At 61.9% G+C, this 20,812-nt stretch carries 14 protein-coding genes and 1 pseudogene; 14 read left to right on the top strand and 1 reads right to left on the bottom strand.

Annotated features, from left to right (window positions below; genetic code table 11):
• The first annotated feature begins 2 nt into the window (after nucleotides 1-2).
• The 13 genes from F1193_RS11185 (at nucleotide 3) to F1193_RS11125 (ending at nucleotide 17,841) form a co-directional block, all read left to right on the top strand.
• Complete coding sequence (locus tag F1193_RS11185; RefSeq protein WP_150097770.1) at nucleotides 3-563, top strand: 2-oxoacid:acceptor oxidoreductase family protein; 561 nt, start codon at nucleotides 3-5, stop codon at nucleotides 561-563.
• Complete coding sequence (locus F1193_RS11180) at nucleotides 560-2,512, top strand: CoB--CoM heterodisulfide reductase iron-sulfur subunit A family protein (protein ID WP_150097769.1); 1,953 nt, start codon at nucleotides 560-562, stop codon at nucleotides 2,510-2,512. Before F1193_RS11185 ends, F1193_RS11180 begins: the two co-directional genes overlap by 4 nt.
• The gene (locus F1193_RS11175) at nucleotides 2,505-2,963 is read left to right on the top strand and encodes a hydrogenase iron-sulfur subunit (RefSeq protein ID WP_210247358.1); all 459 of its coding nucleotides are present in this window, start codon (nucleotides 2,505-2,507) and stop codon (nucleotides 2,961-2,963) included. Before F1193_RS11180 ends, F1193_RS11175 begins: the two co-directional genes overlap by 8 nt.
• The gene (locus F1193_RS11170; protein WP_150097768.1) at nucleotides 2,963-3,997 is read left to right on the top strand and encodes a 4Fe-4S binding protein; all 1,035 of its coding nucleotides are present in this window, start codon (nucleotides 2,963-2,965) and stop codon (nucleotides 3,995-3,997) included. The genes F1193_RS11175 and F1193_RS11170 overlap by 1 nt, the downstream gene beginning before the upstream one ends.
• Before the next feature lie 4 nt (nucleotides 3,998-4,001).
• Nucleotides 4,002-5,048 carry a 4Fe-4S dicluster domain-containing protein gene (locus F1193_RS11165; RefSeq protein WP_150097767.1) on the top strand — a complete coding sequence of 349 codons (1,047 nt, stop codon included), beginning with the start codon at nucleotides 4,002-4,004 and terminating at the stop codon, nucleotides 5,046-5,048.
• Nucleotides 5,045-5,869: an FAD/NAD(P)-binding protein gene (locus F1193_RS11160; protein WP_150097766.1), complete on the top strand. Its 825-nt coding sequence runs from the start codon at nucleotides 5,045-5,047 to the stop codon at nucleotides 5,867-5,869. The genes F1193_RS11165 and F1193_RS11160 overlap by 4 nt, the downstream gene beginning before the upstream one ends.
• Before the next feature lie 30 nt (nucleotides 5,870-5,899).
• Entirely contained in the window at nucleotides 5,900-7,174 is a 1,275-nt protein-coding gene (locus F1193_RS11155; protein WP_150097765.1) for an ATP citrate lyase citrate-binding domain-containing protein, read from the top strand.
• 62 nt (nucleotides 7,175-7,236) lie between these two features.
• Complete coding sequence (locus tag F1193_RS11150; protein ID WP_150097764.1) at nucleotides 7,237-9,933, top strand: CoA-binding protein; 2,697 nt, start codon at nucleotides 7,237-7,239, stop codon at nucleotides 9,931-9,933.
• Between the two features lie 50 nt (nucleotides 9,934-9,983).
• The gene (locus F1193_RS11145) at nucleotides 9,984-12,221 is read left to right on the top strand and encodes an NADP-dependent isocitrate dehydrogenase (protein ID WP_150097763.1); all 2,238 of its coding nucleotides are present in this window, start codon (nucleotides 9,984-9,986) and stop codon (nucleotides 12,219-12,221) included.
• 17 nt (nucleotides 12,222-12,238) lie between these two features.
• Entirely contained in the window at nucleotides 12,239-14,833 is a 2,595-nt protein-coding gene (gene acnB / locus F1193_RS11140; protein ID WP_150097762.1) for a bifunctional aconitate hydratase 2/2-methylisocitrate dehydratase, read from the top strand.
• Nucleotides 14,834-14,873: 40 nt separating this feature from the next.
• On the top strand, nucleotides 14,874-15,599 hold the full coding sequence (locus tag F1193_RS11135; RefSeq protein ID WP_150097761.1) for a 4Fe-4S dicluster domain-containing protein: 726 nt from the start codon (nucleotides 14,874-14,876) through the stop codon (nucleotides 15,597-15,599).
• Between the two features lie 81 nt (nucleotides 15,600-15,680).
• A complete protein-coding gene (locus F1193_RS11130) occupies nucleotides 15,681-17,408 on the top strand; it encodes an FAD-binding protein (protein WP_150097760.1) in 1,728 nt (575 codons plus the stop codon).
• Between the two features lie 19 nt (nucleotides 17,409-17,427).
• Complete coding sequence (locus F1193_RS11125) at nucleotides 17,428-17,841, top strand: 4Fe-4S dicluster domain-containing protein (RefSeq protein ID WP_150097759.1); 414 nt, start codon at nucleotides 17,428-17,430, stop codon at nucleotides 17,839-17,841.
• A 326-nt stretch (nucleotides 17,842-18,167) separates the two neighbouring features.
• Here the strand turns inward: F1193_RS11125 and F1193_RS17790 are convergent.
• Nucleotides 18,168-18,349 (bottom strand): annotated as a pseudogene (locus F1193_RS17790) (hypothetical protein); the annotation flags it as partial.
• Nucleotides 18,350-18,854: 505 nt separating this feature from the next.
• Between F1193_RS17790 and F1193_RS11120 the strand changes: the two are divergent.
• A complete protein-coding gene (locus tag F1193_RS11120; protein WP_150097758.1) occupies nucleotides 18,855-20,792 on the top strand; it encodes a methyl-accepting chemotaxis protein in 1,938 nt (645 codons plus the stop codon).
• The last annotated feature ends 20 nt before the right edge of the window (nucleotides 20,793-20,812 follow it).

Genomic DNA, 20,812 nt, shown 5'->3' with positions numbered 1-20,812 from the left:
CCATGTGGGAGATCAAGTTTTCCGGCTTCGGCGGGCAGGGCATCGTTCGCTGCGCCTTGATCACGGGGGCGGCAGTTGCGCTCCATGACGACAAGTTCGCAACCATGACGCAGAGCTTCGGGCCGGAGGCGCGCGGCGGCGCCTGCCAGTCGCAGCTCATCATATCCGATAGCCGGGTTCTCTACCCTTACTGCACGACGCCCGGCGTCCTGATTGCGCTGTCCCAGGAAGCCTACGACACCTATGAGCCGGGCCTTGCCGTCGGCGGCATCCTGATCATCGAAGCGGATCTGGTGAAGCCGAAAGGCGATTCGGAGCGCGTTGAGCTCTATAGCATCCCTGCGACCCGTTTCGCCGAGGAGCTTGGCAACCGGCTGTTCGCCAACCTCGTCGTGCTGGGTTTCTTCACGGCCATCACCGGGGCTGTGTCGCCTGAGGCCATGAAGAAGGCACTGCCGGGCCTTGTCCCCGACCGTTTCCTCTCCGCAAACATCAAGGCGCTCGACAAGGGCTATCAGCACGGCGTCGAAGCCGTCTCCAGGAAAACGGGAGCGGTCCATTGACTAGGCGCGCCGGCGTTTTCGTTTGCCATTGCGGGACCAACATCGCGGCGACCGTTGATGTGAAGCGCGTGGCGGCGGAACTCGCCCGCGACGCAGGTGTGGTCTTCTCCAACGACTACGTCTACATGTGCTCCGATCCTGGCCAGCAGTCCGTCATCGACGCCATCCGAGAGCACAACCTCGACAGCGTCGTCATATCGTGCTGCTCGCCGAACCTTCACGAAAAGACCTTCCGCGAGGCGTCCTCTCAGGGCGGTCTCAACCCCTTCCAATGCGAAATCGCCAACATCCGCGAGCAATGCGCCTGGGTTCACAAGGACAGGGACGAGGCAACCACCAAAGCGGTCAAGATCACGCGCTCGGCGGTCGAGCGTGCGCGCCGCAACCAACCCCTGACGCCCATCGGCCTGCCGGTCACGCGCAAGGTCATGGTCATCGGCGGCGGCATCGCCGGAATTCAGAGCGCGCTTGATCTCGCGAATGCGGGCCTCGACGTCGTGCTTGTCGAGAAGCAGCCGACCATCGGCGGCCACATGATCCAGCTGTCGGAGACCTTCCCGACGCTCGACTGCTCGCAGTGCATTCTCTCGCCAAAAATGGTGGAGGTCTCGAAGCACCCGAAAATCACGCTGATGACGTCGAGCGAGGTTACCTCGGTCTCGGGCTTCGTCGGCAACTTCAAGATCAAGGTGCACACAAAGGCGCAATACGTCGATCCTGACAAGTGCAAGCTCTGCGACGACTGCACGGCGGTCTGCCCCGTCGTCGTTCCGAACGAGTACGATGTCGGCCTGAACGACCGCCGTGCCATCTTCATCCCCTTCGCGCAGGCAATTCCGGCCAGCTATTATCTCGACCCGGAGAGTTGCCTTGGGCTCAATCCCGTCGTTTGCGGCAAATGCGCGAACGTGTGCGAGGCGGACGCCATCGACTACGACGCCAAGCCCAAAGACAGCGAAATCGATGTGGGCGCGATCGTGGTGGCGACGGGCTTCGATCTCTATGCCAAGGATAAAATGGCCGAATACGGCGGCGGGAAATACCCGGATGTGCTGGACGGCATCCAGTTCGAGCGCATGTGCTCGGCATCCGGCCCGACCGGCGGGCAGGTGCTCCGGCCGTCGGATCACGAGGAGCCAAAGACCGTCGTCTTCGTGCAATGCTCCGGCTCGCGCGATCCGGCACAGCACTGCGTCTACTGTTCCAAGATCTGCTGCATGTACACGGCCAAACATGCCACGCTGTACAAGCATCATGTGCCGAACGGCAGGGCCTACGTCTTCTACATCGATATCCGCTCTGGCGGAAAGGGCTACGAGGAGTTCGTCCAGCGCGCGATGGAACGCGACGGCGTAATTTACCTTCGGGGACGCGTCTCGAAAATCTACCAGTCGAAGGGCAAGCTCAAGGTTCTCGGCGTCGATACGCTTGCAGGCAAGAATGTCGAGATCGACGCCGACATGGTGGTGCTCGCTCAGGCGATGGTGCCATCCAAGGGCACGACCGAGGTCGCCAAGGCTCTGAAGATCGGGCGCGACAAGGACGGCTTCCTCGCCGAGGCGCATCCTAAGCTTCGTCCCGTGGAGAGCGTGACCGGCGGCATCTTCCTCACTGGCGCGGCGCAAGCGCCGAAGGACATCCCGGAAACCGTCTGTCAGGCGAGCGCCGCAGCATCCAAAGTCATCGCGCTTCTCTCCAAGCCTGAACTGGAGCATAGCCCGGTCGTGGCAAGGGTGCGTGAGAGCCATTGCACCGGCTGCGAAATGTGCGTCGATGTCTGCCCGTTCGAAGCCATCACCCTTGTGGAGGGCAAAGCACATGTGAACGAGGTGCTGTGCGAAGGCTGCGGCACCTGCGTCGGAACATGTGTGCGTGCGGCAATCGACGTGAAGAACGTAACGCAGTTGCAGGTCTTCGAGATGCTCGAAGCCTGCATGGGGGGTGAGTAAGGTGCAGGACGCGGCTGCTGCAAAACATGACGCTCAGGAGTTCGAGCCGAAGGTCGTCGCCTTCCTGTGCAAATGGTGCTCGTCGGCTGGCAGCGATCTCGCGGGCGTGTCGCGGCTGAAATATCCGGCGAACGCGGTGCCGATCCAGGTGATGTGTTCGGGCTCGGTATCGCCGATCTATATCCTCTCGGCATTCAACAAGGGCGCGGACGGCGTGCTCGTCTCCGGATGTCATCCCGGCGATTGCCACTATCTCAAAGGCAATTATTACGCCCGACGGCGCATCTTCCTGGTGCAGAAGCTTCTGCAGTTCATCGGGGTCGAACCCGACCGTTTCCGCATGTCCTGGGTCTCGGCGGCCGAGGGCGTGAAATACGCGGAGGTTATCACGGACTTCGTGAACGACCTGAAGGCGCTCGGGCCTCAGACCAAGCTGAAGGCGAAACGCTGATGATCCCGGTCGAAGACATCAGGGCGCGCGCCAAGGACCTGCTGCAGAGCGGAAAGGTCCGCGCCGTGCTTGGCTATCGGCGCAGCACGGCGGGACTTCTGGCCGAGCCGGCCTTCATGACCACGGCCGACGAGACCGCAGCGCTCGTCCTCGATCCAACCTGCGTCGGCAACCTCGCGCTTTACCTCGTAAACGAGAAGAAGCGGATGAAGCACGCGCGGCAATCCGACAAGCGGCCGCTCGGCATCGTCGCCAAGGGCTGCGACAGCCGCGCCATCACCGTGCTGCTCCAGGAAAATCACATCAGGCGCGATGAGGTGATCGTGCTCGGCGTGTCCTGCGAGACCGGCGGCATGATCGACACGCGCAAGCTCAACAAGGCGCTGCGCGGCAAGGGAGCCACGTCCGCACACTTTGAGGGCGAAGGCGGCGTAAGGGTGTCCTACGTCGGCGGCGGCACGATCCTGCCCGGAAAAGACGTGCTCGCCGACCGCTGCCTCGAATGCGCCAAGTCCTATCCGCTCGACGCCGATTTCTTCTTCGGCGAAAAGGTGGACGAGCGCCCGTACGGTCCACGCTTCGCAGCGGTGTCGGCCATCGCTGAAAAGGGCAGTGAGGAACGCTCGGCTTTCTGGGACGCGCATTTCGAGCGCTGCATCCGGTGCTACGCCTGCCGCGCCGTCTGTCCCATGTGCTACTGCGACGAGTGCGTCGTCGACTCGACGAACTTCATCGTCGGTCCGACGACGAGCGCCGACGAGAAGGCCGATCGCGTCCGCTGGATCAACCGCTCCGCCACTCCATCGGAAAATGCGATGTACCACATGGTGCGCGCCATGCATCTCGCCGGCCGTTGCATCGATTGCGGCGAATGCGAGCGCGTATGCCCTGTGAATATTCCGCTTCGTCTTCTCAACACCATGCTCGAGCGCGAGGCCCTCGAGATGTTCCAATACACGCCGGGCATTGATGCGGAGCAGCCTTCGCTCATCTCGTCCTTCCGCGACGGCGATCCCAACGATTTCGTGAGGTAGGCCGATGGAAGCGATATTGAAGAGAAACCGGCTCGGCCAATGGATCACGGAACTGCAGGAACGCGCCGAGATCTACGCTCCTGACTTCGTGGAGGACACCTGGGAATTCGCGAAAGTGGGTCGCGGTGCCACGGTGGAGCTCAATCACTCAAATACCGTTCGACCGGCAAAACGGTTTGTGTTCCCGCAGCGAGAGGTGCTCTACCGTTTCCGGATCGAGAATAGCCAGTCACCGAAACTCACCGATACGGAGCCCAAGGTTGAGTCCACGGTCGTGTTCGGCGTGCGGCCTTGCGATGGCCGGGCGATGGTTCGCAACGACAGGGTCTTCACCTGTGGCTTCTCCGATCCCTACTATCAGGCAAGGCACGATAACGTCGTCTTCGTCGGGCTCGCATGCAACGCACCGCCCTCGCAAAATTGCTTCTGCGTCTCCGTTGGCGGCTCTCCCCATTCCGAAGATGGCCTCGATGTTCTCATGACAGAGCTCGATGGTCGCTATCACGTCAAGGCGCTGACCGATAAGGGCAGCGACATTGTCCGCAGCGCCGGCGACCTGTTCCAGGATGTGAAGGCAGCCGACATGGATGACGTCGGCAACGCTCACGCCATTGCGCTCGAGTATTCCCAGCGATCGATATCGTCGATGGAGGCGGTGGCAGCGGCGCTGAGGCGTAACTTCGATTCCCCGATCTGGGACAAGCTCGCACGGGCCTGCATCGGCTGCGGCGCATGCACCTATCTCTGCCCGAGTTGCCACTGCTTCGACATCAATGACGAGGTGACCAACAAGTCGCCGCTGACCGGCGCGCGGGTCAGGACGTGGGATAATTGTCAGTTCCCCGACTTCACCATGCACTCGTCGGGCCACAATCCGCGTGAAGACACGGGCGCACGGCTGAGGCAGCGGATCTGCCATAAGCTTCTGTATTTCGTGGAGACCCACAACATGCAGCAGTGCACTGGCTGCGGCCGCTGCATCACGCACTGTCCGGTCGGGATCGACATCGTCAAAATCGCGAATGTCATGGAAGAGGGCGTCTGGCAATGAGCGAGAACGTCTATCTCCCGCAACTCGCCCGCATCGTGCATATCAAGGACGAGGTGCCTGGCGCGCGCGCGATCAAGACGTTTCGTGTGGAGTTCATGAACGGTGGCGGCTTCGATCACGAGCCCGGCCAATGTGCCATGATCTCGGTGTTCGGCAAGGGCGAGTCGATGATCTCGATCGCGTCGGCGCCGACGATCACGGACTACAAGCAATTCTCGATCATGCGCTCGGGCCGTGTCACCACGGCCATTCATGACATGAAGGTCGGCGACGTGATTGGCGTGCGCGGGCCCTACGGCAATAAGTTTCCGGTCAGCGACTGGAAGGGGCGCAATCTGGTCTTCATCGGTGGCGGTTGTGGCTTGGCGCCGATCTGGCCGGTGATCCAAACTGCGGTCGCGAACCGCATGGATTTCGACAAGATCACGGTCTTCTATGGCGGACGAACCTCGCGGGACATCATGTATGCCGCCGAGTTGGAGAAGTTGCGCGGCCAGGCCGACGTGCACCTGTCGATCGACTCGCCGGAGGAAGGCTGGGAAGGCTATTGCGGCTTTGTCCCCGCCAACGTGATGGACAAGCCGCAGAGGCCGGACAACGCCATCGCCATTACCTGCGGCCCGCCAATCATGATCAAGTTCGTGATCAGCAATTTGCGCGAAATGGGCTTCGCGGACGAGCAAATCTACACAACCATCGAAAACAAGATGAAGTGTGGCATCGGCAAATGCGGGCGCTGTAACGTCGGGACGGACTACGTCTGCGTGAAGGGACCCGTCTACTCGTGGGCGCAGCTGAAGAGCTTGCCGCAGGAATATTGACAATCAAGCATACTTCCGAGGAGCACGCCTATGAACCTTGCCGGGATGCTTTATGGAACCCAGCTTCTGAAGATCGTCGAATTTCCGACCGCTGAGGTGCTTGGGCCGGAGGCGAGCGATGCGGAGATCAAGGCGCTGATCAGCAAATGGGGTGAGATTTTTGTCAAACCCAATTTCCGCGGTGGCGTCGGAAAGAAGGGCAAAGCCGGGTTGGTGGGCCGTGCGCAGGATTTGAAGACAGCGCTGAAGGAAAAGGAGCGCCTCTATTTCGCCGAGCATCGCCACGGGAATGCTGTCGCGAAAGCCCATGGCGTGACGTTCGAAGGCGCAGTGCCGGCCGAGCACGAGGTTTATGTCTGCATCGCGGATTCGACCCGCTATCGCGCGCCAACGATCACCATCACACATCGCGGCGGCGTGGAGATCGAGGACCTGCCGAAGGACCAGATCGCGGAGGTCCCGTTCGATCCGCTGACCGGCCTCAAATCGTTCGTGATCACCAATGCGTTGACGGACCTCAAGGCACCGAAGGAAATCATCTCGCCGCTTGCGCAAAATCTGCCGAAGCTGTGGGACCTCTTCCATCACAATGGGATGACGACGCTCGAACTCAACCCTATCCGCATGATGCCAACTGGCAAGGGTGGGCTGACACCGGTCGCTTGCGATTTCAAATGCGGGTTCGATCGGGATGACCCGCGTGTGAAGCGTCTCAATTTGCCCGACCAGCTCTTTGTCGAGGACTACAGCGATTTCGAATATGAGATCAATCTACTGCGCACCTATCAGGGGCAATCGGATGTCTCTGTCATCAATCCCGAAGGATCCATCCTGGCCCTCACCTTTGGCGGCGGCGCCAACGCGCTGGTGACGGAGTTCCTCGGCGACGATGCTATCATTTCAACGGACTTCGGCGGCAATCCGCCCTACGAAAAAATGCGCGATGTCATGCGCATCTGCCTCAAGCACTGGCTGAAACAGGCCAACGTGCTCTTTATCATCGGCGGCAAGGCGAACAATACGGATATCTTCGTCACGTTCCGCGCCATGGCTGACGGACTGCGCGAGCATTTCAGCGAGCACGGCCCGACGCCTGTCTATGTCGTCATTGGCCGCGGCGGCCCCAACCTGGCGCGCGGCATGCTGTCCTTCAAGGATGTCTGCGATTTGCTCGGCCTGCCATACCGCATCTTCGGCTTCGATTCGGCGATGACCGACGTCGTGCGTTATGCGCAAGCCGCGGACCGCTGGATGAAGAGTGAGGGGCGCGAAATGCTTGCTCAAAAACTCGGTGTTGCCGCGTGAACGGCGCCGGTCGGCCTTCGATCGGTTGAAACGTTTGCGGGACGGAATTTCGGGGGGAGGCAATGAATCACGGCAATGAGAGATTCAAGTATTTCGTAGGCATAAGATCCCTGGCCGACATCGCCACGCGCGGGGATCAGGTTTGCGTCTTGAATATTCTTGGCAACGAGTCGCGTGCCGTGGCTCCCACCAGCCATGCCTACTCCCGCGGCAACATCGTATTCGGCACATCTCCGGGACGGCGCGGCGAGTTCCTCGAAACGCCGATCGGGCCCATTCCCGTTTACAACAACGTTCGTGATGGGCTCGACGACGGACACAATTTCAATGTGGGCGTGATTCACCTGCCACCGGCGGCCGTGCGCGATGGCGCCCTCGAGTTGATGCGTGTCAACAGGCACGTCCAGAAGATCATCATCCTGACGGAGAAAGTGCCGGTCCATGATTCCCGCGAGATCCGGGCGATGGCCCAGCAACGCCACGTCGATCTCTTTGGTCCAAATTGTCTTGGCGTGGCTGACGCTTGGAACCATGTGCGCATCGGTGGCCCGCTCGGCGGAGAGAGACCTGAGGAATCGCTGCGCAAGGGCTCGGTCGCCATCTATTCGAATTCCGGCAATTTCACCACGACCATCGCCACCTACCTCGCATCGGGCGGCTGGGGAACGACGACCAGCATTTCCAGCGGAAAGGACGTCTATATCGGCTTCGCACCGCCGGAATTCGCCTGCGCCTTCGATAACGATTCGCGCAGCAAATCTGCCGTCATGTATATCGAGCCGGGCGGCTATTACGAGGAAGAGCTCGAATTCTCGAAGCCGGTCATTGCGTGTGTCGTTGGACGCTGGAAGGCAAAGCTGACCCGCGCGGTCGGCCACGCCGGCGCGATGGCTGGAACGGGCGATAGTGCTGAAGCGAAGGAAGCGTGGTTCCAAAGGATTCTCAAGGTCGACGGGATATTCACCCCCGAGCGGCCGATTTTCTCGAGAGCCGGCGCGGTCGTTACGAACATTGCGCACATTCCGGCGGCGATGACCGCGGTGATGGGGCTGCATGGTGTGCGACCGGATTTTCCCCCTGAAGGCGACCTGACCCTCAAGCCGTGGTTCGGCAACAATCAAGGCCTGACGCTACCGCCGGAACTTGACATCCCGCTTGTCGAGCCCATCCAGCCTTACAGGGATCAGATCACCGAACTTTCGAAGCAAGTCGGGACGGTATTTCCCCGCGAGGGCATGAAAGACCGCTCGGGCAGCTCGATCATGGATGCCAAGACACAGGTTACGCGTGTCAGCGGCGTGTCAATTCTCGATACCGCGAAATATCCGCTCGAATCCAATTATTGCCTTGCGCTCACCCGCGAGCACAACGACGACAATGACAATGCGTTGTTCAACGCGGCGATAGCCGCGGAGGTCAACCTTGACGAGGCCATGGTGAAAGGGGCGGACGCGGCCCGCGCGTCGGGAAGCGCTCCCAACACCGTCCTGGCGGCCGCGTGCGCGCTCTTAGGCCCGAAGAGCGTCGTGGATGCACGAAGGGGGGCCGATGTTCTGGTTGAACTTTTCGGACATTCCGGCCTGAAGGCGGGCGACGAGGACGGCTTCGATGTCTCCGGCATTCATCCGACCCCGGAACAGCTTGCTGCACTCGTGAGCAAGAGCCCTGACGCCAAGGCTGAAGCGATGTTGGCCGGGCTTAAGGCGCGCGGCGCGAAGTCCGTCTTCGTCGATTTCCTCGGCTCGCTGAACGGCTATCCCACTGCCGACGCCGTACTGGCGGCCATTACGACGACGATTGCCTGGGGCGCGCTGATGAAGAAGAAGATCACGCGCAACACGGTTCGAAATTTTCCCTGGTATGCGCGCCTCTTCGCCACGATCATCGGCGGGTCCGTCGAGGGTAGCAGGCACAACGACAATGCGTTCTGTGGCGTTCCCATCAGTGATTTGATCAACGGCTGGTCTGCCACCGAAATGGCCTACTTGGCATTGATCGGGGAAGCGCCGACCCCCGAGAAGCTGTTCCCGTTCCAGGTGCTTTTGGGGCTCATCATCTCCAACGGGCCAGGCACGATCTCCGCGCAGGGGTGCAAGGGCGCGGTGTCGGCGGATGGTCCGGAGACACCGGATCGCGTGCAGATCAACAAGGCGATGATCGGCTTCCTCACGCACACGGGCTTCTCCCACGGCGGCAACGGCTTCGAGGGCATGCGCTTTCTGATCAGCCAGTTCGGGAGCACCGATCTCAAGGAGCCCGGGGATCCCGATCATGGCCTCGACCTTGCGGCGATGGCCGGTCGCTTCGCCGATGACTTCGCCGCGCAGAAGAAGGCGAAGAAAGGCCTCGGAGCGGACGTGCAGGCCATTCCGGGCATCCACCATCCAATCTTCAGAAACCAAGTCGTCAACAAGGATCCGCGCGAGGTCTATCTGTCGCAGTTGTTCAAGGAACGCGGCGAGACGAACGTCTTCCACGATTTCTACAGCGCGCTCGTCCAAGTGCTGTACGATAACGGCGTAACGCCGAATGTCTTCTGCGTGAATATCGACGCAGTAATCGCAGCCCTTCTGTTGAAAACCCTCTGGGCCGGCTATCGTTCGGGCGCATTCTCCGAGGAAGCTCTTGAAAGCGCCGCCTTCACGGCCTTTCTCTTCGGACGGATGGTTGGCTGCGCGGGCGAGATCGACGACCACATCAACCGTGGACGCAACATGGATACGCGCACACCCGCATCGCAATGCTCCTACGTCGTTTAGGGCGGGCACGACACCTGCCCGTTGGCTGACGCATTTTTCGAGGTTGGCAAATGACCGGATACGAACCGAAGATCGTCTGGACCAAGGTCGACGAAGCCCCGGCGCTTGCGACCTATTCGCTCTTGCCCATCGTCCAGGCGTTCACGCGTGTAGCAGGCATTGACGTCGAAACAAGGGACATCTCCCTTGCGGGACGAATCCTTGCGAACTTCCCGGAGAAACTGACCGACGCTCAGCGGCAATCGGATGATCTCGCCTTCCTGGGTAAACTCGCAAAGAAGCCAGAAGCCAACATCATCAAGCTGCCGAACATCAGCGCCTCCATTCCGCAATTGAGGGCGGCAATCGAGGAGTTGCAGGCAAAGGGCTACGACATCCCGGACTATCCCGAGGACGCGAAGACCGACGCCGAGAGGGAGATCAAGGCGCGCTATGCGAAGATCCTTGGCAGCGCGGTGAACCCGGTCTTGCGTGAAGGCAACTCGGACCGGCGCGCCGCGCCGTCCGTCAAGCAGTATGCGCGGAAGCACCCGCACAAGATGGGCACGTGGACTGCGGACTCGAGAACACACGTTGCTCACATGAGCAGCGGCGATTTCTACGGCAGCGAAAGGGCCGTCACCGTTCCTGAAGTCGGCAGCTTCAGGATCGAGTTCGTGGGCGACGACGGCACTGCGACCGTGCTCAAGGAGAGAACCGCCTGCATGGCCGGCGAGGTGATCGACGCCGCAGTCATGCGCAAGCGCAGCTTGCGGGCGTTCTATGAGGCGGAGATCGAGGACGCGACGAAGCAGGGTGTGCTCTTGTCGCTGCACCTCAAGGCCACAATGATGAAGGTGTCCGACCCCATCATGTTCGGCCACGCGGTCTCAGTCTATTTCAAGGATGCCTTGGCGAAGCACGCCGCCGCGCTGGAGACGATCGGATTCAACCCCAATAACGGGCTCGGCGACCTTTACGCAAAGCTCTCGAAGCTCTCAGATGCGGAGCGCGCCGCCATCGAAGCCGATATTGCCGCCGTCTACGAGACGCGGCCGGAACTCGCGATGGTGAACTCGGACAAGGGAATCACCAATCTGCATGTGCCGAGCGATGTGATCATCGATGCCTCCATGCCCGCCATGATCCGCGATTCCGGCAAGATGTGGGGCAAGGACGGCAAGCTTCACGACACCAAGGCGATCATCCCCGACCGTTGCTATGCAAGGGTCTATCAAGCGGTCGTCGAGGACTGCAGGAAGCACGGCGCCTTCGACCCGAAGACCATGGGCACCGTGCCGAATGTCGGCCTGATGGCGCAGAAGGCGGAGGAGTACGGCTCGCACGACAAGACGTTCGAGATTGCCGGCAAAGGCAAGGTGCGCGCCGTCGATCAGGCGGGCCGGATCCTGCTCGAGCAGGATGTCGAGCCGGGCGACATCTTCCGCATGTGTCAGGTGAGGGACGCGCCAATCCAGGATTGGGTGAAGCTCGCCGTCAAGCGCGCGCGGCTTACCCATACGCCCGTCGTGTTCTGGCTGGACAAGAACCGCGCCCACGACGCCGAGATCATCAAGAAGGTCGAGCGCTACATAAAAGACCACGATACGAGCGGCCTCGACATCCGCATCATGGCGCCGGAAGAGGCGGTCAAGTTCTCGATCGAACGCATCCGGGCGGGCAAGGACACGATTTCGGCCACCGGCAACGTGCTCCGCGACTACCTGACCGACCTGTTCCCCATCCTCGAACTCGGAACGAGCGCCAAGATGCTGTCCATCGTGCCCTTGATGGATGGCGGCGGGTTGTTCGAGACCGGCGCTGGTGGCTCCGCACCCAAGCACGTGCAGCAATTCCAGGAGGAAGGCTATTTGCGCTGGGATTCGCTTGGTGAGTTCCTGGCGCTCGGGGTGGCGCTTGAACATCTGAGCCAAGTCTTCAAGAACGAGAAGGCCGCGGTGCTGGCGGAGACGCTGGATCAGGCCAACGCCAAGATCCTCGAGAACAATCGCTCGCCGGCCCGCAAGGTCGGCGAACTCGATAATCGCGGCTCGCACTTCTACCTTGCGCTCTATTGGGCGCAGGCGCTCGCCGAACAGTCCAGGGACAAGGACCTGCAGGCGCGGTTCAAACCGCTTGCCCAGACCCTTGCGGAGAACGAGACCAAAATCCTTGGCGAGCTGGCGGCTGCACAAGGCAAGCCGCAGGATACCGGCGGCTACTATCGCCCGGATTTCGAGAAGACATCGAAGGCCATGCGACCCAGCGCGACGTTGAACGCTGCAATCGCTTCACTGGCTCAAGCCTAAAAAATCGGGGGAACGCCATGCTCGGAGCCTATCGCGCCCATGTCGCCGAACGCGCCGCACTCGGGATTCCGCCTCTGCCGTTGTCGAAGCAGCAGACGATCGAGCTCGTCGGCCTCCTGAAGAATCCGCCGCAGGGCGAGGAGGCGTTCCTTCTCGACCTCATCACGAACCGCGTCCCGGCCGGAGTGGACGATGCGGCAGGGGTGAAGGCGGACTATCTGGCGAAGGTCGCAAAGGGCGAAGAGCCGTCGTCCTTGATGTCGAAGGTCCGAGCGACGGAGCTTCTCGGCACCATGCTGGGCGGCTTCAACATCAAGCCGCTGATCGAACTTCTCGCCTGTCCGGACTGCGGTGCGGCTGCTGCACAAGCGTTGAAGAACACGCTGTTGATGTTCGATTACTTCAACGAGGTCAATGCGCTCGCCGCGTCTGACAAGCCGGGCGCCGACAACGCGAAGGACGTCATACAATCCTGGGCGGACGCGGAGTGGTTCACGTCGCGGCCGGGCGTGCCGGAAAGCCTCACGGTGACCATCTTCAAGGTTCCCGGCGAGACCAACACCGACGACCTTTCGCCCGCGCCCGATGCGTGGACCCGCCCGGACATTCCGCTGCATGCGCTTGCCATGCTGAAGAACCCGCGCCCCGGCATCGAGCCGGATCAGCCAGGCAAGGTCGGCCCCATCAAGCTTCTGCAGGCGCTGAAGGAGAAAGGCCATCCGGTCGCCTATGCCGGCGATGTGGTCGGCACCGGCTCCTCGCGCAAGTCTGCCACCAACTCCGTTCTGTGGTGGACCGGCGAAGACATCCCCAATGTGCCGAACAAGCGCTGCGGCGGCGTCTGCCTCGGCGGCAAGATCGCGCCGATCTTCTTCAACACCATGGAGGATGCCGGCGCGCTGCCGATCGAGCTTGACGTTTCCCGGATGGAGACGGGTGATGTGATCGAGCTTCGCCCGCTTGAAGGCACGGCGCTGAAGAACGGCGAGGTCATCGCCACGTTCAAGATCAAGTCGGACGTGATCCTCGATGAGGTTCAGGCCGGCGGTCGCATCCCGCTGATCGTTGGCCGCGATTTGACATCGAAAGCGCGCGCGGTCCTCGGCTTGCCGCCTTCGACGCTTTTCCGCATGCCCGCGCAGCCTGCCGATACGGGCAAGGGCTATACGCTGGCGCAGAAGATGGTGGGCCGCGCCTGCGGCCTGCCCGAAGGCAAGGGGGTGCGTCCCGGCGCGTACTGCGAGCCGAGGATGACCACGGTCGGCTCGCAGGACACCACGGGCCCGATGACGCGGGACGAAATGAAGGATCTCGCCTGCATGGGCTTCTCGGCCGGGCTGGTGATGCAGTCCTTCTGCCACACCGCCGCCTATCCCAAGCCCGTGGACGTAAAGACGCACGCGACACTGCCGGCGTTCATTTCCAGTCGTGCAGGCGTGTCGCTGCGCCCTGGCGATGGTGTGATCCATACGTGGCTGAACCGCATGCTGCTGCCCGATACGGTCGGCACCGGCGGCGACTCCCATACGCGGTTCCCGCTGGGCATCTCTTTCCCGGCAGGCTCCGGGCTCGTCGCGTTCGCCGCGGCCACCGGCATGATGCCGCTCGACATGCCGCAATCCGTGCTGGTGCGCTTCAAGGGTACCATGCAGCCCGGGATCACGCTGCGCGACCTCGTGAACGCGATTCCCCATGTTGCGATTCAGCAGGGGCTGCTGACCGTCGAGAAGAAGGGCAAGAAGAACATCTTCTCCGGCGTCATCCTGGAAATCGAGGGGCTGGAAGACCTGAAGGTCGAGCAGGCGTTCGAACTGGCCAACGCATCGGCCGAGCGCTCGGCCGCGGCGTCCACGGTTCGCCTGAACACGGGGCCCGTCATCGAATATGTCCGTTCGAACGTGGCCCTGCTGAATTGGATGATTGCCAACGGCTACCAGGACCGGGCCACGCTCGAACGCCGTATCGGCGAGATGGAGGCCTGGCTCGCCGATCCGAAACTGCTCGAACCCGACGCCGACGCCGACTATGTCGCGGTGATCGAGATTGACCTCGACGAGATCACGGAGCCGATCGTCGCCTGTCCCAATGACCCCGACGACGTGAAGCTGCTCTCTCGGGTTGCTGGCGACAGGATCGACGAGGTCTTCATCGGCAGTTGCATGACCAACATCGGTCACTTCCGGGCCGCAGGGAAAGTGCTGGCTGGAGTGACCGACATCGCGGCGCGGCTATGGATCACTCCGCCGACAAAAATGGATGCCTCCATCCTTATGCAGGAGGGCTACTACAGCACATTCGGGACGTCGGGCGCTCGCACCGAGATGCCGGGCTGCTCGCTGTGCATGGGAAACCAGGCTCAGATCAAGAAGGGCTCGACCGCGATGTCGACCTCGACGCGCAACTTCCCGAACCGGCTTGGCATCGATACGCGCGTCTATCTCGGCTCGGCCGAGCTTGCCGCAGTGTGCGCGCTGCTCGGACGCATCCCGACCGTGGCCGAGTACATGCAGCATATCGAGGCGGTCAACAGGACCGCGGCCGACGTCTACCGCTACATGAACTTCGACGAGATCGCCGAATACCGGAGCGCCGCAACAAGGACAGCGGCCTGACACAGGGCGGGTGCTTCGCGAGGTCCTGACGGGGAGTGGAATGCAAAAGGAAACCGAACCGCACGAAGAAGGAGGCAAGCGCCAGCACGTTGGCGCGCACATGGTGAGTGTGTACATCAACGGCAAGCGACATGTCGTGCCGGAACACGCCACGATCATGCGGGCCATCGAATATGCCGGGCACCAGATCATCCGCGGTGCCGGCTGCCGCGAAGGCTTCTGCGGGGCCTGTGGCACCATCTACCGCCTGCCGGGCGACTACAAGCTCCACACGGGCCTAGCCTGCACCACCCTCGTCAAGGATGGGATGTCGCTCACCCAGATTCCCTCCGTGCCGATGGAGAAGGCGGTCTACGACCTCGAAACGCTGACGCCCGACGTCACCGCGATCTTGCAGGTCTATCCCGTCACGTTTCGCTGCGTGGCCTGCGGAACCTGCACCAAGGCCTGTCCGCAAGGATTGCCGGTGATGGACTACATTCAGGCGGCCATGCGCGGCGATATTGCTGCGGTTGCAGACATGGCGTTCGACTGCGTCGCCTGCGGCCTCTGCGCCCTGCGTTGTCCCGCAGAAATCATCCAGCACGAGGTCGGCATCCTCTCCAAGCGCCTTACCGGCCGGTATTTGCGCAAGGAGAGCAGGGAACTCGACGACAGGATCGCGGAGGTCCGCTCTCACAAGTACGACGGCGAATACAGCAAGCTCATGACGATGGATAAGGCTGCCTTGAGCAAGCTCTACTACGCACGCGACATCGAGCCCTGAGCACGCCACCAATGACCTGCGCCACGGATTTCCTGATGACAACGACGGCGATTGCACATCGGCCGCTCCTGGGAGTGAGGCATGTATCCTGACTATCTGGCCGGCCATGTGAAAGAGGTCGAGCGGACGCGCCCCAAACGGCTGGAACTGGCGCTGACGGGAGCGCCGGTTTTTCCGCCGATGACCGCGGAGGAACGGGAAGATGTTCTGACGAAATATCATCCCGACTATTCGAAGGGAGCGAAACGACCGGTTCGGGTTGGACCCAACAAGGGCGAGGAGATGACGACGGAGGTCGCCGTCCTCCTGGAAGCGCATTCCATGATCCGCCCGAAGCTCATGGAGCTTGGTCTCCGGGAGCCCGATTACGAAACCGACCTCCTCATCATCGGCGGAGGCGGTGCGGGTTGCTGGGCTGCCATCACGGCCGCACGCCAGGGCATGAAATCGCTGATCGCCACCAAGTTGCGCATCGGCGACGCCAACACCATGATGTCCGAGGGCGGCATGCAAGCTGCCGTCTCGCGCACGGACTCGCCAACCCGCCACTATCTCGACGCCATGGGCGGCGGACACTTCGAGAACGACCCGGCGCTCGTGCGCGTGCTGACGGAGGATGCCCCTGAGATTGTACGGGAGCTCGAAAATCTCGGCGTCATCTGGGACAAGGAGTCCGACGGCAGCATGCAGGTGCTGCACGGCGGCGGCACCTCGCGCAAGCGCATGGTTTCCTGCCGGGACTATATCGGCGCCATCATCATGCGTACGCTCATGGACGAGGTGCGAAACCACCCGGACCTGATCTCCATCCGCGAGTTCGAGCCCGCCGTGGAGCTGATCCTCGACGAAAATGGCCGTTGTGCAGGCGCCGTCCTCTACAGTCTTGATACCGAGCAGTTCCTGATCGTGCGGGCGAAGGCCACGATCATTGCGACAGGTGGTTTCGGCCGGCTTCACATCCGCGGTTTCGCCACGACCAACCACTACGGCGCGACCGGCGACGGCCTCGTGATGGCCTACCGTGCCGGAGCCAAGCTCAAATTCATGGACTCCGTTCAATACCATCCGACCGGCGCGGTGTTCCCCGAGCAGATCGCGGGGTTCCTGATCACCGAAAAGATACGCGGCGCGGGCGGACAGCCCCTCAACAAGTTCGGCGAGCTGTTCGTGTTCCCGCGCGAACCGCGCGACGTGGAGAGCGCCGCAATCATCCGTGAGTGCGGCCACGACCGCAACAACGGCATCGACACCTATGTCGGCCGGACGGGCGTGTGGCTTGATTCCCCGATCATCGACATGATCCACGGCGAAGGCTACATACACCGCCAATTCCCCGGCATGTGCCGCCAGTTCAACCGCTTCGGCATCGACATCGCGAAGGAGCCGATGCTGATCTATCCGTCGCTGCACTATCAGAACGGCGGCGTCGCGATCAACGAACGCTGCGAGACCAGCATCCCCGGCCTCTATGTCGCGGGGGAGGCCTCGGGAGGCGTCCATGGTCGCAACCGGCTGATGGGCAACTCTGTGCTCGACTACAACGTCTTTGGCCGACGCGCCGGGCAGCACGCCACCCAATACGCCAAGACGGCGAAGCTCGGGAGGCTCAGCCTGGAGCACGTTGCCGAACATGCGCGCGAACTCAAGCGAGAGGGTATCGACACGGATATGATCTCGCCGCTGATCCTGCCGTCCTACACGCCGGAGGACGTGAAGATTCAGCAGCTTGCACGTCTCGGCAACGTCCCTGCGCTGCACTCCATGCTGCGCAGCAGGTTCACGGCTCAAGAGCGGAGGACGCACCCATGATCACGTCAGGAGCGACTCCATGAGCGTGAAGATCGATGGCAATGGTGCCGAAGCGAGGGCCTTCATCGAGAAAGTTGAAAGCCTGAGCAACCAGGATCTTCTGGCCTGCTATCAATGCGGCAAGTGCTCAGCCGGATGTCCGATGGCAAAATACATGGACCTCCTTCCCCACCAGATGATCCGCTTCGCGCAGCTCGGTCTCAAGGATGAGCTTCTCGGCTCGGAGGCGATCTGGATGTGCGTCTCCTGCCTCACCTGCAACACGCGCTGCCCGAAAGGCGTACGCATCGCCGAGGTCATCGAGGCTCTCCGGCAGCTTCGAATGCGCGACAAGCGCAATGATCATCTCCATGTGCACGAGCTGTCCGCGAGTGCGCTGGCGAAACTGCCACCTATTGCCGTCATCGGGAGCATGCGGAAGGGCACGTCGTAGTATCAGTGGCCCTTGGCCTTGACCCACTGTCGTGATGGCTGGGCGGAACGTATCGACGATTTTGAGGCAGCCCGGCAAGGAATTTCGGCTTGGACGTTCAGGGCTTTCGGTGGTGGATCGATCCAGGTTTCGGTCGGTTTTGCCGGCGGTTTGGGCCTCTTTCTGACCTCATGAATCCCCTCATTTTTGACTTATGTGCCCCACGCTTGCCCGCAGGTCCTCTTCGGTGGACCTGAACCGTGACTCGCCCCCATGTTTCCACCATGCAGCGCCGTCGAAATATGGCTGGGCGCAGAGTTGGCGGTCGACGAGAACCGGCCAACTGTTCAAGCACCACAACGCCAAGGCATTGAAGTCTCAGCACAAAAAATGAGGGGATTCCTGAGCTTTCTGACGAAGCGCTCGGGCTTTTATTGAAGGCTGCGATGAGAGTGTTCTGGCGGGCGGCATGGATTTCCTCGGCCTGACCGTAGTGCACCTGGTCGGGCGTCATCAGGCCAATGTGAGCCGCCCCGCATTTCCAACCAAGAAACCCCGCTCAGTGGCCCTCACAAGCGGGTCCACTTCAAGTTTCCAACCGGTCTCTCAATTCCCAGCGAAATTCAAGGCGCGCCAACGCCAAAACCAGACATCATGTCGATGTGCCGTAGCAGTTTAGCTGGCGTAGAGCCTCTTGCGCAGGTTGCAGCCATCGGCATCTATCAGTTTCATCGGCATCTATTTTGGCGCCATTGTTCCAAGAAGGGAAAAAGCGAATCCAGTGCCTTGAACTAGCAATAATACCTACCAAACAACTGTCCGAGTGCGTTTAGTCCATTGTTAACGACATCGGCGCACATTGCGGTTCGTTATCTTCATACCCCCCCAACTTGTGACGGCACGTCGCCTGAACGAGGCGCGGTCATTGAAGCAGACGTATCCACGACTCGAACAGGTGCCCAACCGGACGTGACCGAGCTCCCAGCGCCCGGGCACTCGATTGTGCCCTTTGGCAACCAGCTTGGAGCTTGGACATGGCTCTCGTGAAGAAGAACACGCTCGCTGCTGCGGGTACTCCGAAAGGCCTCGCCCGTGGTGGTGAAGAGGTCGCCCTGAACAAGCTCGGCCGCCTGGCGGACGAGAATCGCCAAAAGGCCCGCACCCACGCCAAGCAGCAGAAGGCCGCCGAGCGCGTCGCCACCGCCACCGCCCAACTCGCCAGCGGCATCACCGAGGCGTCCTCGGCCGCCGAGGAGCTGCGCAAGGCGATGGAGCAGATCGCCGCCGGCGCCGAGCAGGCCGCCAGCGCGTCCGAGGAGTCGCAGCGCGCGGTGACCGTGATCGCTGCCAAGAACCGCGAGGCGCTGGCGGCCGCCGAGACTTCGCGCGACAAGGTCGCGGCGCTGCAGACCCTGGTCGTCAACGTCTCCAACCAGATCGCGACCTCGGTCGCCTCGATCAACACCGCGGCAGAGCGGCAGGCGAGCTCGGTGAAATTCATCGTCGAGCTGGAGCGCCAGGCCGCCTCGATCGGCGACATCGTGCGCGCCGTTGCCCGCATCGCCGACCAGACCAACCTGCTGGCGCTCAACGCCGCGATCGAGGCAGCCCGTGCCGGCCAGCACGGCAAGGGTTTCGCGGTGGTTGCCGACGAGGTCCGCACGCTGGCTGAGACCTCCGAGAAAAGCGCCCGCGAGATCCAGGAGCTGATCGGCAAGATCCAAAGCGATGTGAAGGTGATCGCCGAAGGCATCAACCGCTCGGCCGAGGCTGCGCGCGCCGAGGTGGCGAAAGGCAATATCGTCACCGAGCAGCTCAAGACGGTGTCGACAAACATGGGCGAGGTGCTGGCTGGCGCCGAGTCCATCGCCCGCGCCGCGGTCGAATCCGAACAGGCGTCGGTGGAAGCGCAGAAAGGGTCCGAGGCCATCGCGTCGGCGGCGGAGGAGCAGTCGGCTGCCTGCGAGGAGGCGCTGAAGACACTGGAGCAGCAGACCACCGCACTCGCTCAGAGCGACCAGGCCTCCAACGAGCTCAGCCAGCTTGCCGACGAGCTCAAGAACTCCACCGATATCGGCCGAAGCGCCGAGGACGTCGCAGCGGCGGCCGAGGAATTGTCGTCGGCGGTCGAGGAGATCAACCGCGCCGCGGCCCAGATCATGACCGCACTGGAGCAGATCAACCGCGGGTCGCAGCAGCAGTCGGCGGCCGCCCAGCAGTCGGCCGCCGCGGTGACCCAGATCGAGAAGGGCGCGCAGTCCTCGATCGATCGTGCCAAGATCGGGCTGGAAAGGGGCGACGCGATCAACGCGCTGCTGCAGGACAACCGCCGCAGCGTCGATGAACTGATCGAGGGCGTCAACGCCTCGCTGGAAGAGACCAACACGAACCGCGAGCAAGTCAACGGGCTTGAGCAGGTGAGCCGCAAGATCGACAAGATCGTCGATGCCATCACCACCGTCGCCATCCAGACCAACATGCTGGCGGTCAACGGCTCGATCGAGGCCGCGCGTGCCGGCGAGTTTGGCAAGGGCTTCATGGTGGTGTCGACCGACATCCGCAATCTCGCCCGCGATTCGTCGGAGAACGCCGAGCGCATCAAGGATCTCGTGAAGGCGATCCAGGACCAGATCGTGGTGGTGCGCCGCGACCTCGACGAGATCTCGGCCGCCGCGATTTCCGAGGTCGAGAAGAACAAGGTGATCTCCGCCAACATGTCGACGATGGCCGCGGAGATGGCGGTGGTGCTGTCCAGCAACCGCGACATCATGGCCGGCTCCGAGGAGATCCTGAAGAACCTCACCGAGGCCAAGAAGGGCGTCGACATGATCGCCGCCGCCGCGCAGCAGGCCGCCACCGCATCCGGCGAGGCCCAGCAGGCCGCCAAGGAACAGGCCAAGGGTGCCGAGGAACTCGCCGCCGCGATCGAGGAGATCGCTTCGCTCGCCGACGAGCTGCAGAACCGAGACTGATGGCACGCCTCGCCAATTGA

It is taken from the genome of Blastochloris sulfoviridis (genome assembly GCF_008630065.1).
Taxonomy (GTDB): Bacteria; Pseudomonadota; Alphaproteobacteria; order Rhizobiales; family Xanthobacteraceae; genus Blastochloris; species Blastochloris sulfoviridis.
Note: the sequence above shows the minus strand (reverse complement) of the source record. Positions and strands in the feature narration are given on the sequence as shown.

Coding starts and splice junctions, on each gene's coding strand:
- F1193_RS11170 (WP_150097768.1), top strand. CDS start 2,963: ATGATCCCGGTCGAAGACATCAGGGCGCGCGCCAAGGACCTGCTGCAG.
- F1193_RS11120 (WP_150097758.1), top strand. CDS start 18,855: ATGGCTCTCGTGAAGAAGAACACGCTCGCTGCTGCGGGTACTCCGAAA.
- F1193_RS11185 (WP_150097770.1), top strand. CDS start 3: ATGTGGGAGATCAAGTTTTCCGGCTTCGGCGGGCAGGGCATCGTTCGC.
- F1193_RS11125 (WP_150097759.1), top strand. CDS start 17,428: ATGAGCGTGAAGATCGATGGCAATGGTGCCGAAGCGAGGGCCTTCATC.
- F1193_RS11135 (WP_150097761.1), top strand. CDS start 14,874: ATGCAAAAGGAAACCGAACCGCACGAAGAAGGAGGCAAGCGCCAGCAC.
- F1193_RS11155 (WP_150097765.1), top strand. CDS start 5,900: ATGAACCTTGCCGGGATGCTTTATGGAACCCAGCTTCTGAAGATCGTC.
- F1193_RS11160 (WP_150097766.1), top strand. CDS start 5,045: ATGAGCGAGAACGTCTATCTCCCGCAACTCGCCCGCATCGTGCATATC.
- acnB (WP_150097762.1), top strand. CDS start 12,239: ATGCTCGGAGCCTATCGCGCCCATGTCGCCGAACGCGCCGCACTCGGG.
- F1193_RS11150 (WP_150097764.1), top strand. CDS start 7,237: ATGAATCACGGCAATGAGAGATTCAAGTATTTCGTAGGCATAAGATCC.
- F1193_RS11130 (WP_150097760.1), top strand. CDS start 15,681: ATGTATCCTGACTATCTGGCCGGCCATGTGAAAGAGGTCGAGCGGACG.
- F1193_RS11165 (WP_150097767.1), top strand. CDS start 4,002: ATGGAAGCGATATTGAAGAGAAACCGGCTCGGCCAATGGATCACGGAA.
- F1193_RS11145 (WP_150097763.1), top strand. CDS start 9,984: ATGACCGGATACGAACCGAAGATCGTCTGGACCAAGGTCGACGAAGCC.